Here is a 21,781-nt window from a genome sequence, read left to right as displayed (position 1 = left end):
ATAAAATTATTCGTGCATCCGTGGCATTCTGTTTTTTTTCAACTTTTCAAAAAAAGCTTCGTCATCTTCTAATATGGTCCCGATGACGACCAATGTTGCCCCTGCCGCATAAGCCTTTTCGAGGGCGTTTACATCTCTTATGCCGCCACCAACAATTACAGGAACCGATAATTCGTCTACAACCTCAGCGATCATCCTAGAAGGGACTGGATGTTTGGCACCGCTGCCGGCCTCGAGGTAAATGAGCTGCTTCCCCGAAAACTGTCCAGCTAAGGCCGTCTCGACAGCCATCTCATTATCGTTTCTAGGAATTGGTGTTGTCTTGCTTACACGCTGAACAGCTGTTTCATTTCCTCCATCGATCAAAATGTAACCAGTTGGGATGATCTCTAAAGAAGTGTTCTTTAATTTTGCAATTGACTTTACATGTTGTCCGATCAAATACTCGGGATTTCTTCCAGAGATCAGCGAAAGAAACAAAATCCCATGGGCCTCGTCGGTTATTTGTATTGCATCGCCTGGAAATAGTATGACCGGAAGATCTGTAAATGTCTTGATGGCCAAAACGATCTTTTCTGTCAATCCATTAGCGACAGTACTGCCTCCAACAAAAACATGGGTAGCGATAGATGCATTCACCTTATCCATAAAATCGGGAACAGCGTGGACCGATATCTTATCGGGGTCGATCAACACTGCAAGAAGTTTTTTTCTGTCTCCCTTTGCTTTGATTATGTCTTCTAAGATGCTCAACGATTCCTTTTTATAAATCTCTTTGGATTCAATATCTCTTTTTTGCGAATCTATGACTTTTAAGATGAAGGTTTATCATAACGGCTTCCAATCTTCTATCTTTTATCATCCCAATGATTTATGATTCTTATTAACCTCATTAAAACTTTGAACAACAAACCTTGAACTCGTGAATTGTTCTTGATACCCGTCCGAACGGAACGGACGGACAATTCCTCGCTATAGTCGAAATCACTAGAAGGGACACATATGACCTTCAGCTAACAGCTGTCACCCGTCACCCGTCATCCATCATCCCTCATCCCTGCCGGCAGGCAGGCAGGCGTCATCCAAGCTAAGCGTATAAGCACAGGTAAAGCCATCGAACTCTAAAAAAAAGGCCTCATGCTTTTGCACGTGTTCCTCATAATGGATCCACGAGACCGTCTGTCCCTTCTCTAGAGAAAACGGAATGATCTTGGTATGTTGTTTAAAGCTCATCCCGGGCGTTGCAAAAACTTTGTATAATGATTCCTTGATGCACCAGACCACGGTCAGCTCTCGAGTGAGATGCTGTTCTGTTAGAAAACTCCATTCATAATCGACGAACTTCTTCGCGATACGCTGAATTTTGTCTCGTTGCTTCTCAATATCTATCCCAACCTCGATATCGCTGATCACCACCGCCGAAAAAATAAAGGAATGGGTGATCGATATTTTTTTTCCGTCTCTCAAATGGGGTTTCCCATTCTCGTCATAGAATAGATCTGCAGCTTCATAACCAGCTACTTTTAGTAGCTGTCGTACGCTCAGAAATCCTCTTCGATGAATTTCGGACTTCATCGAGGCCAATCGCTCCTTACAACTTTTGGTCAATAGAATTCGATTGCCAAGCTCGGTCTCGGGCTCTTCGATCTTCCAAATCAGCACCTTAGTATTTCCCGAAGCCGTTATCGTTTTATAAAGAGGCATATTTTGTAAAAGTTATTACGTACCTTTGCAGCCTTAAAAACCTACTGCTCGCTTGGTCGCTGCCAAACGATGCAACGAAAGTAAAAATAAAAAGTAAGATGAGTACAAAAACAGTTCCTTACGTCCCTTATAAAGTAAAGGACATCTCTTTGGCCGATTGGGGAAGAAAAGAGATCGAATTGGCAGAGGCCGAAATGCCTGGATTAATGTCGCTACGAGAAGAATATAAAGATGAGCAACCGCTAAAAGGAGCGCGTATCGCTGGATGTTTGCATATGACGATTCAAACCGCAGTATTGATCGAGACCTTACAAGCGCTAGGTGCAGAAGTTACCTGGAGTTCTTGTAATATTTTTTCGACTCAAGATCAGGCGGCCGCAGCGATCGCTGCTGCAGGTATTCCTGTATATGCTTGGAAAGGAATGAACGAAGAGGAGTTTGATTGGTGTATCGAACAAACACTTTTCTTCGGCGAGGACCGCAAACCGTTGAACATGATCCTCGACGATGGTGGAGACCTTACGAATATGGTTCTGGACCGATATCCAGAATTGGTTTCTGGCATCAAAGGTTTGTCTGAAGAAACTACCACAGGTGTGCATAGATTGTACGAAAGAATGAAAAATGGCACCCTGCCAATGCCCGCCATCAACATCAATGATTCTGTGACCAAATCGAAATTCGACAACAAATATGGTTGTAGAGAAAGTGCTGTCGATGCCATTCGCAGAGCTACAGATGTCATGCTTGCAGGAAAGCGTGTTGTCGTTTGTGGTTACGGTGATGTTGGTAAAGGTACCGCAGCTTCTTTTAAAGGTGCAGGTTCTATCGTTACTGTCACGGAGATCGATCCGATTTGTGCTTTACAAGCGGCAATGGATGGTTTTGAAGTGAAGAAATTGGAAACGGTTGTTGGTAATGCTGATGTGGTGATCACTACCACAGGAAACAAAGACATCGTGGTTGGGAAACACTTCGAGGCGATGAAAGATAAGACCATCGTTTGTAATATCGGTCACTTCGATAACGAGATCGACGTTGCTTGGTTGAACAACAATCATGGAAGTACTAAAGTAGAGATCAAGCCACAGGTAGACAAGTACACGGTGAATGGAAAGGATATTATCCTACTAGCCGAAGGGCGCTTGGTAAACCTAGGATGTGCAACTGGTCACCCAAGTTTTGTGATGAGTAATTCCTTCACCAATCAAACATTGGCGCAGATCGAGCTTTGGAACCATAGTGACAAGTATAAGAACGAAGTATATATGTTACCAAAGCACCTGGATGAAAAAGTTGCCAAACTTCACTTAGCGAAGATAGGGGTAGAACTTACAGAGCTTCGCAAAGACCAAGCCGATTATATCGGTGTCGAGGTCGAAGGGCCCTTTAAGCCAGAATATTACAGATATTAATTTATATGTCATTCCTGTGCCCGCCTGCCGGACGGGTAAAAAGGCAGGAATACAATGATAAAAAATAGAATGATCAAGACCCTCATCAAAGCGATGAGGGTTTTTTTAGTACCCAGTGACCAACAACCTTCTAGCGCCTCTCATCCCACATTTCTGATATTGATGATAGGCCGCAGCAGCGCGCTCCCTGATCTGGGCATCTGTTTCCCCCGATATCCAACCATCGATCGCCTGCTTTAAAGTATATGCCTCCGGAGACATGAGGCCTGTTGACCAAACCAACGGATTGGCCCCAGTATTTTTGATATATGGCTTAAAATAGTCTTTGCTGAAACAGGCCAGCACAATGGCGTCACGTTTTGCATCATCGTCAGGTTCTAGTTCGATGTCAAGTTCAAACTCCATCAATCCATCATGACCCACATACGCCACCAAGTCAGCGCCTCCTCCAAAATAAAGACCCTGCTTATCCAAAATTAGCTTCTCTTGATCTTTTCCTGAAGCTGCCTTCAAAAAATCGATGGTGGCTTGTTTTATTTCTGATCCATCATATGCGTCGGCCAAAAGATAGGTTCCTGTTTCTCGATGCTTAAAAAGGACCCGTTCTAAAATTTTTGGATTACCATTTAACAAACTACCTAGATATTCCCAATCGCCGCTTCTCTTAAAATGTGTCTTTACCCCATACAGGGCTCCCCAATAAAGGTTTGTTTTAGGATTTTGACCATTCCCCAAAGATCTCGAGACAGGAACAATTCCTTGATTTACATTGTCACAAAGTGCTACATAAACATGAATGATCTTCGTATCCTGAGCATGACCATCAATCGAGGCGATAAGGAATACAAGCGAAATAACCATATATTTTTTCATGACATTGAGCTATCAAAAAACATTCCGATTCATAATAAATTCTTTACAGAGACCTGCTTATTTATATTTAACTTTAGGATGTGCTACCCAAAGGAGAAAATACCACCGAGCTTTTAACGATCGCCAATGACGAACAATTGTATGATAAGTTGGTGCAACAACTCAATAAGGACCTTTTGTATGCGAATATCGATGAAAATTTTGCTGTCAACATCTCTCCTGAAAAGCTGAAAAGAGGCCTACACGAGATCATCTATCGACTTATCAATGAAAAGTTTGCTGAATATTTGAATCTTCTCTATATCATCGATGTTCCTGAAAAACAGGTGAAGGCGTTAGACGGTAGTGATGTGCTGGAAATGTCTGAACAGGTCGCCTTTCTTATTCTGAGGCGCGAATGGCAGAAGGTCTGGTTTAAAAATCGATTGTAAGCTAAAGTCCAATGCTTCAAATTTCAAACTTGACGTAAATGCTGTTTAAAATCCATCAGAAAAGTATTCTGATAAAAGGTAAATACGGCTCGGCATAAATACTCTTCTCTTCATCATAAAGCACATCGTAGCGAATACCCAAAGTGACATGTCCAACGCTGTAGCCAACACCTAAAAAGAGCGCCGGATACCAGTAATTCTGATCTTCTAATCCCGTGAATTCTTCAAAGTTTCTGGCGACATTCAATTCTTCGAATTCTGCCGAAAGTTGAATTTCTCTGATCGGTGAATACAATCCAATGAGACTTCCACCAGTAACCCATGCAGAATACACATCCCTTTCTTTTACGTAAGATGCATGAAGACCAAGTCCGAGCCCAAATTGGTCATTGAACTGATAAATAGCATTAGGTGAGATGGAAATGGTGGTAAAGCGATTGCCAAAACTCAACCCCAGACCTCCACCGAAACGAACATTCTCCCAAAAATCATGATCATTTTGTTGCGCCAAGGAAAGAGCGGGAAAAGCAAGTCCAAAAACGCAGGTGATTATTAGTAGCCTCATAAATTTGTTACGATTGTTCATGAATATCACTTTTGTCTTATAAATATAGCCATAACATCTACAAATTTTGGCAAATGTTGTATTTTTGAACAAATTTTGTCTTTACAAGACTTACGTCAAGAATAATGGATAGATTTTCCTTTTTAAACGCCGCCCATACCGCGTATTTTGCCGAGCTTTATGACCAGTATTTGATCAATCCAGATAGTGTCGAGCCCAGTTGGAGGGCTTTTTTTCAAGGATTCGACTTTGGATTGGAGCGTGGTGAGGTCGTCACTGAAATAACGACCGATCAGGGTCTTTCCAAGCTTCCTGAAAGTGTTCAAAAAGAGTTTCAAGTTGTCAAACTGATCGATGGCTATCGCAGTCGTGGCCATCTGTTTACCAAGACCAATCCTGTAAGGGAGCGTCGTAAATATTCTCCTACTTTAGACCTAGAAAATTTCGGTCTTTCCAATGATGATCTCAGTACGGTTTTTTCTGCTGGTGAAATTCTTGGCATAGGGGCCTCCACGCTTAGCGACATCATTATTCATTTAGAACGTATCTATTGTGATTCTATCGGTGTTGAGTATATGTATATCAGGAATCCTGACCGAGTTAAATGGATTCAAAATTGGTTAAATGTTAACGATAACCGTCCCACATTTTCTGCCGAGGAGAAAAAGCACATTTTAAGAAAATTAAATGAGGCCGTTTCCTTTGAGAGCTTCCTACATACAAAATACGTCGGTCAAAAACGGTTTTCTCTGGAAGGCAACGAGTCCCTGATCCCAGCCTTGGATGCCTTGGTTGAAAAAGCGGCAGATAAAGGTGTCAAGCAATTTGTGATGGGCATGGCGCATCGAGGCCGACTAAGTGTATTGACCAATATTTTTGGAAAGTCAGCAAAGGATATATTCAGTGAATTTGATGGCAAAGATTATGAAGAGGCCATCTTTGATGGAGATGTAAAATACCACTTGGGCTGGACGTCGGATCGAGAAACCGACACTGGGAAAAAGATCAACATGAACATTGCTCCCAATCCCTCGCATTTAGAGACTGTCGGGGCCGTTGTGGAAGGAATTACTCGAGCAAAACAGGATAGGAACTACAAGGAAAACCCTTCGGAAGTGTTACCCATCGTTGTCCATGGAGACGCCGCCATCGCAGGACAAGGTATCGCTTACGAAATAGTACAGATGGCCCTGTTGGATGGGTATAAGACTGGAGGAACCATTCACATTGTAGTGAATAACCAGATAGGCTTTACCACGAACTACTTAGACGCTCGTTCGTCAACGTATTGCACCGATGTTGGCAAGGTAACGCTTTCTCCGGTATTGCACGTAAATGCAGATGATGCCGAGGCAGTAGTGCATGCCATGATGTTCGCACTAGAATATAGAATGAACTTTGGCCGCGATGTTTTCATCGATCTGCTAGGGTATAGAAAGTATGGCCACAATGAAGGCGACGAACCCAAATTTACACAACCACTCCTTTACAAAGCAATATCAAAACATAAGAATCCACGAGATATCTATGCAGAAAGACTAAAGCAGGAAGGCATTATCAATGATGATTATGTTCAGCAATTAGAAAGAGAATATAAAGAATCCCTCGAAGAAAAGTTAGAGGATTCTCGCAAGGTGGAAAAGACGGTGATCACTCCCTTCATGCAAGACGAATGGAAAGGATACAAGCGCGTCGACGAAAAGGTGATGATGCAAGCGGTAGACACTAGCTATTCTTTAGATAAGCTCACGGATATTGCGACGACCATCACTAAGTTACCAGAGGATAAAAAATTTCTGCGCAAGCTGGCCCGATTGGTCGAAGCTCGTAAAAAAATGTACTTCGAAGATAATCAACTAGATTGGGCCATGGGCGAGTTGCTGGCCTATGGTTCTTTAATAGAAGAAGGCTATGATGTACGGATTTCAGGACAGGATGTAGAAAGAGGGACCTTCTCTCACCGACATGCCATCATCAAGACCGAGATGCATGAAGAGGAGGTGAGCCTATTAAATGAACTAGGAGAACATCAAAACGGGGATTTTTACATCTATAACTCCCTCCTTTCGGAATACGGAGTGGTAGGCTTCGACTATGGCTACGCAATGGCAAGTCCGAAGACCTTGACCATTTGGGAAGCACAATTTGGAGACTTTAGCAACGGAGCACAGATCATGATCGACCAATATATCTCTGCTGCAGAAGATAAATGGAAATTACAAAACGGATTGGTGATGTTATTGCCACATGGCTACGAAGGCCAAGGGGCAGAACACTCTTCGGCCCGAATGGAGCGTTACTTGCAATTATGTGCCAAGGATAATATGTTTGTTGCCGATGTGACCACACCTGCGAATCTATTTCATTTATTCAGAAGACAGATGAAGGCCGGTTACCGCAAACCGCTGGTCGTTTTTACGCCCAAAAGTTTGCTGCGACACCCAAAAGTGCTCTCTACTAAAGAGGAGCTTGCAAACGGAAGCTTTCAAACATTGATAGATGATGCTGATGCTGATGCAAACGAAATAAGGACATTGGTCTTTTGCACAGGTAAATTTTACTATGACCTTCTGGCTGCCAAAGAGGACAAAGGCAGGGAAGACGTCGCTCTCGTTCGTTTAGAGCAGCTATTCCCTTTACCAGCTGAACAGATGAATGCAATGCTTAAAAAGTACAATAAAGCTAAGGATGTAGTTTGGGCTCAAGAAGAACCCAGAAATATGGGGGCTTGGGGTCACCTATTGATGCATTTTGAGCATGCAAAGGATTTCAGAGTAGCTTCGAGACGATTCTATGGTGCTCCAGCTGCTGGTAGCGCTGTAAGAAGTCAAAGAAGGCATCAAGAAGTGATCGAATATGTTTTTGATAAGACTAAAGATAATTTTGCTCAACAATAGATAGGTTTCGAAAGATATCAACGAGCATTTAAGAATAAAAATTAAAGGATTTCGCAAAATATCGATCACCAGTTGAAAGATCATTGCGGAATGATATAGAAACACAATTATTACGTTATGATTCTAGAAATGAAAGTCCCTTCGCCGGGAGAATCAATTACCGAAGTCGAAATCGCCGAATGGTTAGTGTCTGATGGAGATTATGTAGAGAAGGACCAAGCTATCGCAGAAGTAGATTCAGACAAAGCTACTTTAGAATTACCCGCCGAGGCCAGTGGTATCATCACTCTAAAAGCCGAAGAAGGAGATGCTGTAGCTGTAGGCGAAGTGGTTTGTTTGATCGATACTGCTGCGGCAAAGCCCGAGGGTGGTGCTGATGCTTCTAAAGAAGAAGAAAAGGAAACAAAGAAAGAAGCAGATTCAAAAGCAGCAACACCAAAAGCAGAGGCCCCAAAAACAGAAGCTCCTGCTACCCAAACCTATGCAAGCGGGACTGCCTCGCCAGCTGCTAAAAAGATCTTAGCAGAAAAAGGTATTGATGCGAGTGACGTTAAGGGCACAGGTAAAGATGGTCGTGTAACCAAAGATGATGCCGTTAAAGCCGTTCCATCTATGGGAACGCCAAGCGGCGGAACGCGAAGCAGCAGCCGAAAAAAGATGTCCATGCTTCGCAGAAAAGTAGCAGAGCGATTGGTTGAGGCGAAGAATACTACCGCGATGCTCACCACCTTTAATGAGGTGGACATGTCTCCTATTTTTGCACTACGGAAAGAATATAAAGAGACGTTCAAAGCCAAACATGGCGTAAGTCTAGGCTTTATGAGCTTCTTTACCAAGGCAGTGGTACGAGCATTACAGATGTATCCAGATGTTAACTCCATGATAGACGGAAAAGAGATGATCACTTATGATTTCTGTGACATCTCGGTCGCAGTCTCCGGCCCAAAAGGCTTGATGGTTCCCGTAATGCGAAACGCAGAGAACTTATCTTTCAGAGGGGTCGAGTCTGAAATAAAAAGATTGGCGATTCGAGCCCGCGATGGGCAGATCACTGTCGATGAGATGACAGGTGGTACATTTACCATCTCCAACGGTGGAGTCTTCGGAAGCATGCTGTCTACCCCAATCATCAATCCACCACAGTCTGGTATTCTTGGAATGCACAATATTGTTGAGCGCCCAATTGTTAGAAACGGAGAAATCGTGATTGCTCCAGTGATGTTCGTAGCGCTCTCCTATGACCATAGGATCATCGATGGGCGTGAGTCCGTAGGTTTCTTAGTTGCCATAAAGGAAGCCTTAGAAAATCCAGTAGAGATTCTTATGGATGGTGATATTGAAAAGGCTTTAGAATTATAGATCAATAAGTTTATATCAAAAAAAAAAGCGCATCGGTCATCGATGCGCTTTTTTTTTGTTCTTTTCTCTGACTCTTTAGAATAATACAAATGAATTTGCGATAAGTCCAATGGTCATAAGTATAAATACGGTCACCAAGATAATTTTCATATTCCTGGCCTCTACTAAATTGGTTTCGTTGGTGATCATGATTTTGGTGGTTTTTATCGATACCACAAATATTCAAAAAAAGAATACATCTGCATAGGGGGAAAACACCTGATTTTAATCACCAAAAGTGTGAGTGTCCTAATTTTTAATAATTCGCTTGCTCATTGTTGCCTTCGCCGTGGAGATGGTTAAAAAATAAATACCAGGAGACATGTTTGATAGATCTACCATCGCGTCTTGCCGTCCTAACGGATAGAGTTCAGAGGTTATTATGCTTCCTGTGATATTAGAAATCTGTATTAAGGCATCTTCTTCCAGACCTTTCACATAGAATAGGCCAGACGAAGGATTCGGGTATATCGCTATCTCGGTCAATTCCTCACCATCTTCAACTGAAAGGGTCGTATTCACGTCAACGATAACCGTTTCTGGAATACTTGTGTTGGTACCATCTGTGACCGTGATGCCCAGGATAAATTGAGCACCTCCTGTGATATCATCAGTATCGTTGACGGTCAACTCTCCAGAATTGGGGTCGATGGCAAATGGTAAATTAGTATCCGAGTCGGTATCGGTATTACCACTTACGATCATCCAATCGCTGAATGTCGTCCCCAGATCGAAATCCGTAGCCAGAACAGTTCCTATAAGGGTATTATTTAGAGCATCCTCATCCACTCCGAAGATCTGATCTACATTTACGAATGGGCGATCGTCATCATCGATGATCATCACGGTCGCCTCGGAAGCACTTCCAACGACCACCTGCGGATTACTGGTTCCTGTCAAGGTCATTATGACCAACTCATCCGTTTCTACCAGATCATCACTGATGATAGTGACTGGAATCTCCAGGTTAAAGGTATTCGCAGGAAAGATCACTGACGTTCCGATGGTCGTATAATCTGTTCCTTCAATGGCATCACCGCCCATCGTAAAGTTTACAGTAATTGGTGAAGCCAGAACACTGCTTACAGACAATCTAAAATTCCCTTCCAAACCGTCTACCTCTTGAGAGTTCCCTATACTTGTAACGGTAAGTTCGGCTCCGTCATCATTCGTCAATGTTCCTATGCCTTGAGCATCTGCAAAGGTGATGTCCTCACCATTTGTAGTTTGAATATTACTTAATTGAACAAAGAATTGCTCGTCAGGTTCCAAGTTAAAATCTCCACTAGCAAAGATCAAAATATTCAAAGACTGTCCATCTGTACCGGAAAAGTTGAGGGTGGCGGCCGCGGCTGCATAATCCGAAGGTGCAGTCGCGCTATCGTCGATGGTGCTGTAGTCTACAGAGAATGGGCTGGCATTACTGCCATTTCCATCAAATGTAACCGTAAAAATATACAAGTTCAGGCCTGGGGCACCTTCTAATTTACTCACATCGTTAATCGAGACGGTTCCGTCCATGCCAAGCTGAGGAAGTGACGAATCGTTAGATAAACATAAAACATGGATGAGTAAAAGTAATGGTAAAGTAAACTTTTTCATTGTAAATAGGGCTATTGGTAATCGTAAGTTAAGAAAAAACTCTACAACTTTCAATCGTAATTAGTTAAAAATCAATCCACTGAGATATTATGCATGCATAATTAATTCATTTTTAAACAATTACCAAAAAAAGCCTCCCAAAAAAATTTTGGGAGGCTTTTGCTATTTTGAAAAAGTAGGAGCTTCTTAGGCCTCAAAAGGCACCACTGAAACGTATGATCTTCCTCCTTTTTTCTTTTCGAACTTTACAATACCATCAATTTTGGCATGCAGTGTGTGGTCTTTTCCAGCGTACACATTCTCACCAGGATTGTGAGCGGTACCACGTTGTCTTACGATAATATTACCTGCGACGGCAGCTTGTCCACCAAAGATCTTAACACCTAGGCGTTTCGATTCTGATTCTCTACCGTTCTTAGAACTACCAACTCCTTTTTTGTGAGCCATTTTCTTTCGGTTTTATAAGTTATACTTGGCCGGAATTATTTTTTTCCGCCGTCTAATTTGTCTTGTAATGCTTTTAGCTCGTCCCACTTACCATCGGCAGCTAGTTTAGCTTGCTCTGGCCAAGTATCTGGAACGTGGTTCCCACGAACCTCTGCAATGATCTCTGATATCTTTGCTGGCTTCGCTTTGGCTAGGTCTGCAAAAGTTGCTATTCCTGCAGCGGTCAACGTTTCAGCGATCTTAGGTCCAATTCCCTCGATCTTTTTCAAATCGTCTTTTGCTGCCTTTTTAGGAGCGGCTTTCTTGGCAACTGGCTTTGTCGTTTCACTCTTTGCAGTTTCTTTTTTTGGAGCTGCCTTTTTTGGAGCGGCCTTTGCCTTGGGTGCCTCTTTTACAGCGGTCTTTTCTTCAGCAGCCTTTGGAGCAGCTTTTGCTTTGGTCGCTTTCTTAGCACCAGAAGCTTTGATCGCTTCAATAACGATCTCTGTCAAATGCTGACGATGACCATTTTTCTTTCTGTAACCTTTTCTTCTTTTCTTTTTGAAGACGATTACTTTATCACCTTTTAGGTGCTTTAAGACTTTTGCCTCTACTGCGGCTCCGTCTATAGCCGGGGCGCCAATGGTAACGTCGCTACCGCTATCTAACAAAAGAACATTGTCGAAAGTTACTTTCTCACCTTCTTCTGTTTGCAAACGATGAACGAACACCTTTTGGTCTTTCGCAACTTTGAATTGCTGCCCTGCTATCTCTACAATTGCATACATAGCGTATCCGTTTAATTAAATATGATTGTCAATAAAAAACCCGCCTATTCACTTAGGCGGGTGCAAATATAAAGCTAATTCCTTAAAGAGCAAACGAATTTTATGCTTTTTGAGGGTGTTTTTTTGAGAGATTCCAGCTAGGTTTGAATCGCTGCATAAAGCTCAAACTCAGTACGATGGTTGAAGCAAATCCTTCGACCATCAAAATGAAGATCAAGATACCTGGCCCTTGAAAATATCCTTTCATCCAACCACTCATTATCGTTTCTGGAAAAGTGGGGTCTAAATGGAACATGTAGACACCCATGAACAACACAAAGATCAGGGTCGCGATAAAGCCAGTATATATCCCTGTCTTAAAACCGTCAAAGTATTCGAAATCTTTTCCTTTCTCCAGTTTTCTAAGTCGAATAGCCTCATAGATCCCGAAACCAACGATAAGGCCATTCAATAATCTCAGCCAAGGGTTTTCGTGCCATCCAAAAAGTCGAACCAATAAGAAATATCCAATTAACAATAGCGCGATGACCATGCCAAAGCGCACATAAACCTTAAGTCCTTTCATAAAATTTTTTTTGCATTAATATTTAGATACTGCAAGTGAGTTTTATAGATACATCCTGTGCCAGGAAATAAAATTCACTGATCCAATCCCCATTGAGAAAATTGAGGCAACTCTTTCACTTTCAATCTAAAGTACAAAAAAACAATGATGGATGAAACTTAAAAGCCTGTTAATTTTTTAACTGTTTCATATTGCAATCTTTACATTTGTCAGAGAAAATTGTAACAAAAAGAGACGATCTATGTCTTATTGGGCAATTGCATTAACACTAAACAATAACAGAATGAGAAAAGCTATGTTCTCTGTAACTTTAATGGCCACGGTCGCTTTGTCGGCACATGCACAAAAAGTTACTTTTGAAGAGTATGACCTAGATAATGGCATGCACGTTATCTTACATCAAGACAATTCTGCTCCAGTGGTGACCACCTCGGTGATGTACCATGTTGGAGCAAAGGATGAGGATCCAGACAAAACCGGTTTTGCACATTTTTTCGAGCATCTTCTATTTGAAGGGACAGAAAACATCGAACGTGGAAAATGGTTCAAAATCGTTTCCTCAAACGGCGGCCGTAATAATGCCAACACCACACAAGACCGCACTTATTATTATGAGGTATTCCCGTCTAACAACTTAGAATTGGGACTCTGGTTGGAGTCAGAGCGTTTGCTCCACCCAATTATCAACCAAATTGGTGTTGATACACAAAAGGAAGTTGTACAGGAAGAAAAACGCCTCCGAGTAGACAATCAACCTTATGGTAGATGGCGAGAGCAAATGTTTGTCAATCTTTTCAAGAAACACCCATATCGTTGGCAAACGATTGGTTCTTTGGAACATCTAGCCAGCGCTACGCTAGAAGATTTTCAAAAATTCAATGAGATCTATTATGTACCCAATAATGCGGTTTTGGTCGTAGCTGGAGACATCGATATCCCTACCACCAAAAAAATGATCCAAAATTACTTCGGTCCTATCCCTAAAGGAAAAGAGATCAAGAGAAATACTTTTGTAGAAGATCCAATCACTGAAACCATAAAAGCAGAGTTCCGTGACCCAAACATTCAGATCCCAGCGATATTGATGGGTTATAGAACACCAGCACAGACAGAAAGGGATGCATACGTTTTGGACATGATCTCTACCTACCTGAGCGATGGTCGCAGTTCTAAGCTATACAAGAAATTGGTAGATGAAAAGAAAAAGGCTTTACAGGTGTTTGCTTTTAATGGCTCACAAGAAGATTACGGCTCCTACATTATTGGAGGACTGCCTTTAGGTGGTACTTCATTAGAGGATCTTATCGCTGAGATCGACGAGGAGATCGTGAAAATTCAACAAGAATTGATCTCAGAGAGAGACTTTCAAAAACTACAGAACAAATTTGAGAATCGTTTTGTAAATGCCAATAGTAGCGTTGAGGGTATCGCCAATTCGTTGGCAAGATATCATATGTTATATGACAATACCAATCTCATCAATACAGAGATAGACATCTATCGTTCTATCACACGCGATGAGATCAAAGAGGTTGCCAACAAATACCTCAAGCCAAATCAGCGCGTGATCCTCGAATATTTACCAGAAGAAACAAAAGCGAACTAAAAAAGCATGAAAAAGTCAATTATATTAGGGGTATTGTCATTATTTATGGCGGTGTCCTACGCACAGATCGATAGAAGCAAGCAGCCAAAAGCAGGTCCGGCTCCAGAGATCAACTTGAAAGATCCACAAACCTTTGACCTTAAAAATGGCCTGAAGGTAATGGTCGTGGAGAACCATAAATTGCCGAGGGTCTCAATTCAACTGACCATCGACAACCCATTGATCGTTGAAGGTGACAAAGCAGGAGTTTCCAGTTTAACGGGAAGTTTGCTGGGAAAAGGTTCAAAAAATATTAGCAAGGATGATTATTTTGAAGAAGTTGATTACCTCGGGGCCAACGTGAATTTTGGTTCACAAAGTGCCTTTGCAAGCGGTCTCTCCAAATATTTCCCAAGATTGATGGAATTGCTGGCGGACGCCGCTATCAATCCTAATTTTACCCAAGAGGAGTTTGAGAAAGAGCAAGATATCCTTATTGAAGGGATCAAGACGGGAGAGAAGAGTGTGACCACGGCGGCTCGAAGAGTTGAGGACCTACTGGCCTTTGGTGCAGATCATCCTTATGGCGAGTATACTTCGGAGGAAACGGTGAACAATGTCACCTTGAATGATGTGACCAAATTTTACAACGACTATTTCCGTCCCAACAATGCCTATTTGGTGGTGATCGGTGATGTCGATTTCAAAGAAGTAAAAAAACTGGTGAAGAAAAACTTCAGCAAGTGGAAAAAAGGGGAAGTTCCGACGACGGCCTTCTCAGAGCCACAGAACGTTTCTACTACCGAAATCAACTTTGTACAGATGCCAAACGCGGTCCAATCGGAAGTAGCCGTACAAAATACGGTGAATCTTGCGATGAAAGACAGTGATTATTTCCCAACGCTTATCGCTAATAATATTCTTGGTGGCGGAGGTGAAGCCCGTCTATTTAACAATCTAAGGGAGGACAAAGGATATACCTATGGATCTTATTCTAGAATTGGAAACGACAGCAAAACGGTCACAAGATTTAGAGCTTCAGCAAGCGTTAGAAATGCGGTGACCGATAGTTCGGTGGTAGAGATCTTGAAAGAGATCGATAAGATTGCCAGTGAGCCAGTCTCTGATGAAGAACTTGAAGATGTAAAGGCAAAGTACGTCGGTAACTTTGTGATGGCATTAGAGCGTCCACAGACCATTGCGCGCTATGCTTTGAATATTGAAACGGAGGGTCTACCAAAAGATTTCTACAAAAACTACCTTTCAAGAATTGAGGCCGTTAGCAAAGAAGACGTGCAAAAGGCCGCGAACAAATATTTCAAGAGCGACAATGCTCGTGTCGTTGTTACCGGAAAAGGCTCTGACGTGCTAGAGAACTTGGAGAAAGTAACATTCAAGGGCAAAAAACTCAATGTGAAATATTACGACAAGTATGGCAAGTCGATTCCAAAACCAAAATTTTCTAAGCCTATTCCAGCCGATGTCAATGCGAAGACCGTTCTTAAGAGCTACATCGACGCCATCGGAGGAAAAGAAAAACTCGACAAGATAGAGTCCGTACTCATGAAGGCCGAAGCAGCTGTACAAGGAATGACCCTAAATCTAGAGTTGAAGAAGACCAACAAGAATCAATTGATGCAAGACGTAAAGGTCATGGGTAACTCTATGAACAAACAAGTTTTAGATGGTGACAAGGGTTATGTAGTTGCTCAAGGTCAACGTAAAGATTTGGAAGGTGATGACCTAGATAAAGTGAAGGCTGAATCTTCTCCATTTCCAGAGGTCAACTGGCTCGATAGCAACATAACACTAGAGAGCATCGAGGCCGTTGATGGTGAAGATGCCTATGTACTTAAGGTCTCTGATGAAAAGTCCATTTACTACAGCACAGAGACAGGCCTAAAGCTTCAAGAGGTAAACACGGTTGAAGCTGGCGGACAGACCTTTAACCAAACATTGTCCTATGGTGATTATAAAGAGGTAGCTGGTGTGAAATTCCCTTTCACATTGAGCCAAACCATGGGACCTCAAAAGATAGACTTTAAGGTAACTGAACTGAAGGTGAACGAAGGTGTAAGTGACGAAGACTTCAACTAAGTCGCTGTTACCCTTATAAAATATGAGGCTGTCTAAAAAGAATTAAATAACGTCATTGCGATTCGCCGCAGGCGGAGAAGCAATCTGTCCATCATTTCGTTAATGTTTAACAGATTCCTTCCTCTGATATCTCTAGGTAGGAATGACATCTTTTTTAGACCGCCTCATTTTTTTGTTCTGATCATCTATTTCCTTTTATTCACCATATACACCCCAACCAAAATAACGCCCATGGCACTAATCTGCAGTAAGCTGATACGCTCGTTGTCCAATAGGCCCCAAATAAGCCCCATGATCGGAATCGTATAGGTCACTGATGATGCAAATACCGGGCTCGACATCTTTACCAAACGATTGAACATCACCTTGGCAATGGCCGTTGATGTTATAGCCAACAACATCACATAAAGTATGGAAGTCTTTACTTTTTGGTCTGTTGCTAAATGAAGCTCGAAAAAGCCTGAAAAATACATGGCGACCAACGCTGGTGGTCCGATGAAGATAAAGTTGGCAACGGCAATCCCCATTGGAGACACCTCTTGTAAATACTTTTTCATGATATTGATGTTGATCGCATAACAAGCGGTTGCGATCACCACATAGCCCGCAAAAAAATAATTCTGCCCACCATTATCTATTTTCTCTACCAACAACAAGAAGAGCCCTAAAAAACCGATCGAAATCCCTATAATATGATTTCTTTTGACCATAACTCCTAGCATGAAGACCCCAAAGATCAAAGTAAATAAGGGTACGATGGAATTTAAGATCGAGGTGATCGCACTATCTAATTCGGTCTGTGCATAAGGGAATAGGAATGCGGGAAAAAAAGTTCCCAAAAAGCCCGACATGGCCAACCAGAACCAAGTCTTCTTTCCTTTAATGGACTTCAGTGCCTTAAAACCGATCACAAGCAACACCAACATCGTAAAAACAATACGGAAAGCGCCCAATTGAAATGGGGACAATCCAACCAATCCTCTCTTGATTAGAATATAGGCACTTCCCCATATCAAAGACAAAATGGCCAACATCAGCCATTTGTTATTGTTGATCTGTTTCAAAATATTAGCACTTTTTAACACAAATGTGCGTTTTTTATCGCTAATGCTTATGTTTGTTATTAGTAAATTTGCAATGAATTCATAAAAGAAATTGATGATGTTTAAAAAAGTCGCTGTTCTGGTGTTTGGTACGATCCTATTCACTGCTTGTAAAAATGACAGCAATACCCCCGAAGTTAAAACGGTAGCAACACCCACTGAAATTGCCAAAGTGGAGATCAGCCCAGAGAATTTGGCAAAAGCTGAATTTAAGATAGATGGTATGACATGCGCCATCGGTTGTGCGGCGACCATCCAAAAGAATTTGGCAAAGATGGAGGGCGTTGAATCTGCCAAAGTAGATTTTGATAAGAAATTGGCCATGGTCTCTTATGACAAGACCACCGTTGGTTTTGATGACCTGGCAATGACAGTTACCAAAACTGCTGAGATCTACAAGGTTTCAGACATGAAGAGCGTAGATGAATTTGGAAAGGACAACGGAGAAAAGAAAGAATGTCCTGCCGATTGTAAAAAGGAATGTTGTAAGGACAAAACAAAGAGTGACAAGAAGGAATGTGCGGCAGATTGCAAGAAAGCATGCTGCGCCAAGAAAGCGTAAGCTCATTCAATATAGTACAATAGAGCCCCACCGCAGATGCGGTGGGGCTCTATTGTAAATGTTATCGGTAAATAACTATAATTTCAAATATGTTAAGGCAATAAGATGCTTATCGATTTGCCGCTGCGATCATCTCATTGGTTGCTACTAGTATTTTGTGCAACTATAGCGAAGTCGAGGCTGAATAAAGATGGAGCCTCACAAAACAAGAATATCTCTGTAGATCTGGCTTTTTGTCCTTATTCTTTCCATCGGAAGCTTTCCATGATCTTGCGAATATCCTTTTGCAGATAAACCGCTGCGGGATAGATCGAATCGTAATTGGGTTTGCTATAAAAATATAGCGAGCCGGTGAAGAAATGATCGGTACTGTCTGTTAGATAAAAGTGCGACTGCGAGGCCGCATCTCCCTGTATACTGTAAAAATTTCCATACACCTTGTCATCGGGATTCACAAAAGGTTGATCGATGATGCCCTGTGCTTTGATCGTATGGTCCAACGCCAATTTTTGGGCGTCCCTTAACAAAGAGTCGATGTTATTGGTCACAGGATAATATGACAAATATATCGTTGCCTTCATCTTTGGATACACCAAATTCACCCAACATTTACCTTTATCTTCAAGCTTTGCATACACACTCTTTTCAAAAATATAGGGGCATTTGGATCGAAGTGTCTCATATTGGTGGGCTGGGTATTCCAATTGCAGGTAGGCTTTGGGTTTTGGTAGCACTTCGTCTCCGCAACTCCCTAATATCGCAGTGAAAAGAATAACTGAGAAAAGCTGTTTCAATCTCATTTTTTTGGAAGTGTTACCTTTAATTGTTTGATGCGCTTTCGGTCCAACGCTTCAACAGTAAACGTGTAATCCTTGAAGCTTATTTTATTTCCTCGACGAGGAAATCCACCCGATATCTCCAGAACAAATCCTGCGATGGTCTCGGACTCCCCTTTCGCTTCTTCAAAGATCGTCTCATCTTCTATTTTGATCACTCTGTAAAAATCTTTTAAAGATGTTTTACCCTCAAAAACGTAGTTATGTTCATCCAGTTTTGAATAGATCAGATCCTCATCATCAAATTCATCGCTAATATCCCCTACTATTTCCTCTATAATGTCCTCCAAGGTCACCAAGCCAGACGTACCTCCGTATTCGTCAACGACAATGGCCAAGTGAATCTTTTTCTCTTGAAACTCTTTCAGGAGGTCATCCAATTTCTTGTTCTCTGGAACAAAATAGGTCTCTCTTAATAGGTCCAACCAGTCAAACTCTTTTTGATCGATATGTGGCAACAGGTCCTTCACATATAGAACACCTGTGACCGTATCCATATTATCTTGATATACCGGAATGCGGGAGTATCCATGCTTTATTATCTCAGGGATGATTTGGGAGAAGGACATCTCATCCGAAAGAGCAAACATATCAATTCTAGGGCGCATCACTTGTTTCGTATCGGTATTTCCAAAAGAGACAATTCCCTGTAATATCTTCTGCTCCTCTTTGGTGGTGTCCTCTTCAGAAGCTAGCTCGAGGGCCTGCGAAAGATGGTCTACAGAGATATTTGTCTTTTGTCTACCAAACTTCTCCTCGACATAGCTGGTAAATGCGCTCATAGGAGAAGTGACCAGTCTAAGGGTCTTGTCCAGAACGTTGAGCGGATAGGCCATGAATGAAGAAAAGCTAATGCGGTTTCGGCTTGCGTAGATCTTTGGAAGGATCTCTCCAAAGATCAAGATCAGCGAAGTGACAATTCCGACTTCGATAAAAATTCTAGCTGCGGTATCTAGTCCATCAAAGAAAACTTCTCCAATGGCATCGAACAATAGAACAATGGCAATGTTGATAAAGTTATTGGCTACCAAAATGGTGGCGAGTAGACGCTTTGGAGTCTCCAAAAGTCGGGCGACGATCTTTCGCCTCCTTGAACCAGATTCGCTTGCTTCTGAGAGTTCTGCGGAGGCAAGTGAAAAAAACGCCACTTCCGCTCCCGACACCATTGCAGAACACAGCAAAAGAAGGAATAGCACCAATATCTCAATAATGACGGTGCTACTTAGCATGGTATTCTGTAAAAGGAATAAACTCGAGGGTTCCGGGTCCAAAGGTTAAAGATTGGTTCTACTTTCTTAGAATGGTAGGTCATCATCTTCGGGGGTCGAAACAACGGGGTCCGAAGTCTGTGGCTGTTGTGGCTGAGCGCTTCCTTGAGCTGGTTTTGCAGGAATACCATCTGCCGGTTGCCCTTCTTTCTTGGTAGTTAGAAAGGTGAAGTCTGTTGCTTGAATCTCCGTGGAATAACGCGTGTTACCGCTGTCATCTTGCCATTGTCGTGTCTTGATGCGTCCTTCTACATAGATACGGTCGCCTTTGCTAAGGTATTTTTCGCAAATCTCCGCAGCCTTATTTCTAACTACAATATTATGCCATTCGGTGTTTGTAACACGCTCGCCGGTAGTTCGATTGGTATAGGTCTCATTGGTGGCAAGTGGAAAACGACCGATACTGCCCCCACCTTCAAAATAATGCATCTTTACCTCATCGCCTAAATGCCCTATCAGCATTACTTTGTTCAATGTACCACTCATCATTTATAAAATTAGGTTTCAATCAAATGTACTAAAAATTGAATTCTTCGACAAAATTATCAATTAGTATCGGAACAGGGTACTTTTTTATGTTAGAAATAGGGATCGCCCCCTTTTTTATCTCATTCACAAGCACTATCCAAAATTGTGTATGCAAGTGCTGATGGGACAACTTATGAATCACTTCCTCATCATTATACAGGGAAACCTTAAAGTTGTTATCCTTTACAAGGTCCTTGAATCCTTGAAGTTCTAAAAGTTCTTTCTTCGATAGTTTTTTCTCTGCTTCGATCAAAGGAAATTCGTAGAGGTGTTGCCATATTCCTTTTTTGGTGCGTTGCTGAAGCTGAGTCTCATCATCGTCAGAGATCATCACCAAATAGTTAAAGAAACGCCTTTTTATTTTGCCTTTTTTCAGTTTTATGGGAAGCTCTTTTACCTTGCTGGTCGCCAAGGCCATGCAACTATCATTTAGTGGGCAATGCAGACAGTAGGGATTTTGTGGCTTACACTGAATTGCACCGAATTCCATGATCGCCTGATTAAAGGTCGCTGGCCGCTCTTTATCGATCAATTCTTCGGCTAGTGCCTTGAATTCCTTTATTCCACTGGTAGAATTGATAGGGGTTCTGATACCGTAATATCTTGAAAGCACTCTATATACATTGCCATCTACCACCGGAGTGGCTTCATTAAAGCAAATAGAAGCAATGGCACTGGCCGTATAATCCCCAACACCCTTCAGCTTTATAAGCTCTTTATAGGTTCTTGGAAATTGTCCGTTCAAACTCTTGGACACATGTTTGGCCGTCTCATGGAGGTTTCGCGCACGTGAGTAGTATCCCAAGCCTTGCCATAGCTTTAGCACTTCCCCTTCGGTAGCATTGGCCAAATCGTGAACCGAAGGAAAGGCTTCAAGGAATTTAAAATAGTACGGCATTCCCTGTTCGACACGTGTTTGTTGCAACATAATTTCGGAGAGCCATATTTTATAGGGGTCTTGGGTCTCCCTCCAAGGCAAGGGTCTCTTGTGCATTAAATACCATGCTATCAGTTTTTTACGAATTTTCACGCGCAGATAATAATTTCTTGAAAAGTAAGTTTATTTAGTTAAATATTAAATGCTTGCAGATTGAAAGATTAATTAAATTAATTTATATATTTGCAACCCCTAAAACCC

The 21,781-nt window shown here is 42.0% G+C and carries 20 protein-coding genes; 7 read left to right on the top strand and 13 right to left on the bottom strand.

The annotated features are described in order from the left end of the window. Nucleotides 1-6: 6 nt before the first annotated feature. The gene (locus ACFQ1M_RS14915; protein WP_386409608.1) at nucleotides 7-753 is read right to left on the bottom strand and encodes a geranylgeranylglyceryl/heptaprenylglyceryl phosphate synthase; all 747 of its coding nucleotides are present in this window, start codon (nucleotides 751-753) and stop codon (nucleotides 7-9) included. 291 nt (nucleotides 754-1,044) lie between these two features. Next, nucleotides 1,045-1,704: a 4'-phosphopantetheinyl transferase superfamily protein gene (locus tag ACFQ1M_RS14910; protein WP_386409606.1), complete on the bottom strand. Its 660-nt coding sequence runs from the start codon at nucleotides 1,702-1,704 to the stop codon at nucleotides 1,045-1,047. A gap of 98 nt (nucleotides 1,705-1,802) precedes the next feature. On the opposite strand from ACFQ1M_RS14910, the gene ahcY reads away from it, so the two are divergent. Continuing rightward, a complete protein-coding gene (gene ahcY / locus ACFQ1M_RS14905; RefSeq protein ID WP_386409604.1) occupies nucleotides 1,803-3,119 on the top strand; it encodes an adenosylhomocysteinase in 1,317 nt (438 codons plus the stop codon). 105 nt (nucleotides 3,120-3,224) lie between these two features. On the opposite strand, the gene ACFQ1M_RS14900 is transcribed toward ahcY, so the two are convergent. Beyond that, complete coding sequence (locus ACFQ1M_RS14900; protein WP_386409602.1) at nucleotides 3,225-3,992, bottom strand: hypothetical protein; 768 nt, start codon at nucleotides 3,990-3,992, stop codon at nucleotides 3,225-3,227. An 80-nt stretch (nucleotides 3,993-4,072) separates the two neighbouring features. Here ACFQ1M_RS14900 and ACFQ1M_RS14895 point away from each other — a divergent pair, with 80 nt between their 5' ends. Further along, a complete protein-coding gene (locus tag ACFQ1M_RS14895) occupies nucleotides 4,073-4,423 on the top strand; it encodes a hypothetical protein (RefSeq protein WP_386409600.1) in 351 nt (116 codons plus the stop codon). A 55-nt stretch (nucleotides 4,424-4,478) separates the two neighbouring features. Here the strand turns inward: ACFQ1M_RS14895 and ACFQ1M_RS14890 are convergent, their stop codons facing one another. Further along, nucleotides 4,479-4,988 (bottom strand): alpha-ketoglutarate decarboxylase, encoded by a 510-nt coding sequence (locus ACFQ1M_RS14890; RefSeq protein ID WP_386409599.1) that lies wholly within the window; start codon nucleotides 4,986-4,988, stop codon nucleotides 4,479-4,481. A 125-nt stretch (nucleotides 4,989-5,113) separates the two neighbouring features. Here ACFQ1M_RS14890 and ACFQ1M_RS14885 point away from each other — a divergent pair, with 125 nt between their 5' ends. Continuing rightward, complete coding sequence (locus ACFQ1M_RS14885) at nucleotides 5,114-7,885, top strand: 2-oxoglutarate dehydrogenase E1 component (protein WP_386409597.1); 2,772 nt, start codon at nucleotides 5,114-5,116, stop codon at nucleotides 7,883-7,885. A gap of 117 nt (nucleotides 7,886-8,002) precedes the next feature. After that, on the top strand, nucleotides 8,003-9,244 hold the full coding sequence (odhB, locus tag ACFQ1M_RS14880; RefSeq protein WP_386409595.1) for a 2-oxoglutarate dehydrogenase complex dihydrolipoyllysine-residue succinyltransferase: 1,242 nt from the start codon (nucleotides 8,003-8,005) through the stop codon (nucleotides 9,242-9,244). A gap of 288 nt (nucleotides 9,245-9,532) precedes the next feature. On the opposite strand, the gene ACFQ1M_RS14875 is transcribed toward odhB, so the two are convergent. From ACFQ1M_RS14875 to ACFQ1M_RS14860, 4 genes are all read right to left on the bottom strand, one after another. After that, nucleotides 9,533-10,885, bottom strand: coding sequence for a Calx-beta domain-containing protein (locus ACFQ1M_RS14875; protein WP_386409593.1), 1,353 nt, complete (start codon nucleotides 10,883-10,885; stop codon nucleotides 9,533-9,535). Between the two features lie 186 nt (nucleotides 10,886-11,071). Beyond that, nucleotides 11,072-11,332, bottom strand: coding sequence for a 50S ribosomal protein L27 (gene rpmA / locus ACFQ1M_RS14870; protein WP_386409591.1), 261 nt, complete (start codon nucleotides 11,330-11,332; stop codon nucleotides 11,072-11,074). 35 nt (nucleotides 11,333-11,367) lie between these two features. Further along, nucleotides 11,368-12,099, bottom strand: coding sequence for a 50S ribosomal protein L21 (gene rplU, locus ACFQ1M_RS14865; protein ID WP_386409589.1), 732 nt, complete (start codon nucleotides 12,097-12,099; stop codon nucleotides 11,368-11,370). A 100-nt stretch (nucleotides 12,100-12,199) separates the two neighbouring features. Then, on the bottom strand, nucleotides 12,200-12,664 hold the full coding sequence (locus ACFQ1M_RS14860) for a DUF4199 domain-containing protein (RefSeq protein WP_386409588.1): 465 nt from the start codon (nucleotides 12,662-12,664) through the stop codon (nucleotides 12,200-12,202). Nucleotides 12,665-12,947: 283 nt separating this feature from the next. On the opposite strand from ACFQ1M_RS14860, the gene ACFQ1M_RS14855 reads away from it, so the two are divergent. Together ACFQ1M_RS14855 and ACFQ1M_RS14850 are read left to right on the top strand one after the other, a co-directional pair. Further along, nucleotides 12,948-14,270: a M16 family metallopeptidase gene (locus tag ACFQ1M_RS14855; RefSeq protein ID WP_386409586.1), complete on the top strand. Its 1,323-nt coding sequence runs from the start codon at nucleotides 12,948-12,950 to the stop codon at nucleotides 14,268-14,270. Between the two features lie 6 nt (nucleotides 14,271-14,276). Then, entirely contained in the window at nucleotides 14,277-16,346 is a 2,070-nt protein-coding gene (locus ACFQ1M_RS14850; protein ID WP_386409584.1) for a M16 family metallopeptidase, read from the top strand. Nucleotides 16,347-16,531: 185 nt separating this feature from the next. Here the strand turns inward: ACFQ1M_RS14850 and ACFQ1M_RS14845 are convergent, their stop codons facing one another. Beyond that, nucleotides 16,532-17,410 carry a DMT family transporter gene (locus ACFQ1M_RS14845; protein WP_386409582.1) on the bottom strand — a complete coding sequence of 293 codons (879 nt, stop codon included), beginning with the start codon at nucleotides 17,408-17,410 and terminating at the stop codon, nucleotides 16,532-16,534. Between the two features lie 94 nt (nucleotides 17,411-17,504). On the opposite strand from ACFQ1M_RS14845, the gene ACFQ1M_RS14840 reads away from it, so the two are divergent. After that, on the top strand, nucleotides 17,505-18,011 hold the full coding sequence (locus tag ACFQ1M_RS14840) for a heavy-metal-associated domain-containing protein (RefSeq protein ID WP_386409580.1): 507 nt from the start codon (nucleotides 17,505-17,507) through the stop codon (nucleotides 18,009-18,011). A 239-nt stretch (nucleotides 18,012-18,250) separates the two neighbouring features. Here ACFQ1M_RS14840 and gldD read toward each other — a convergent pair whose 3' ends face one another. Genes gldD through mutY form a run of 4 tightly spaced genes read right to left on the bottom strand, consistent with a single transcriptional unit; the run spans nucleotide 18,251 to nucleotide 21,637 of the window. Beyond that, nucleotides 18,251-18,811: a gliding motility lipoprotein GldD gene (gene gldD / locus ACFQ1M_RS14835; RefSeq protein WP_386409578.1), complete on the bottom strand. Its 561-nt coding sequence runs from the start codon at nucleotides 18,809-18,811 to the stop codon at nucleotides 18,251-18,253. Then, on the bottom strand, nucleotides 18,808-20,118 hold the full coding sequence (locus ACFQ1M_RS14830; protein WP_386409576.1) for a gliding motility-associated protein GldE: 1,311 nt from the start codon (nucleotides 20,116-20,118) through the stop codon (nucleotides 18,808-18,810). The genes gldD and ACFQ1M_RS14830 overlap by 4 nt, the downstream gene beginning before the upstream one ends. Nucleotides 20,119-20,142: 24 nt before the next feature. Then, entirely contained in the window at nucleotides 20,143-20,601 is a 459-nt protein-coding gene (locus ACFQ1M_RS14825; RefSeq protein WP_386410892.1) for a single-stranded DNA-binding protein, read from the bottom strand. A 31-nt stretch (nucleotides 20,602-20,632) separates the two neighbouring features. Further along, nucleotides 20,633-21,637 carry an A/G-specific adenine glycosylase gene (gene mutY, locus ACFQ1M_RS14820; protein WP_386409574.1) on the bottom strand — a complete coding sequence of 335 codons (1,005 nt, stop codon included), beginning with the start codon at nucleotides 21,635-21,637 and terminating at the stop codon, nucleotides 20,633-20,635. Nucleotides 21,638-21,781 lie beyond the last annotated feature (144 nt).

The sequence above is a fragment of the Sungkyunkwania multivorans genome (assembly GCF_042675645.1).
GTDB lineage: Bacteria > Bacteroidota > Bacteroidia > Flavobacteriales > Flavobacteriaceae > Sungkyunkwania > Sungkyunkwania multivorans.
Note: the sequence above shows the minus strand (reverse complement) of the source record. Positions and strands in the feature narration are given on the sequence as shown.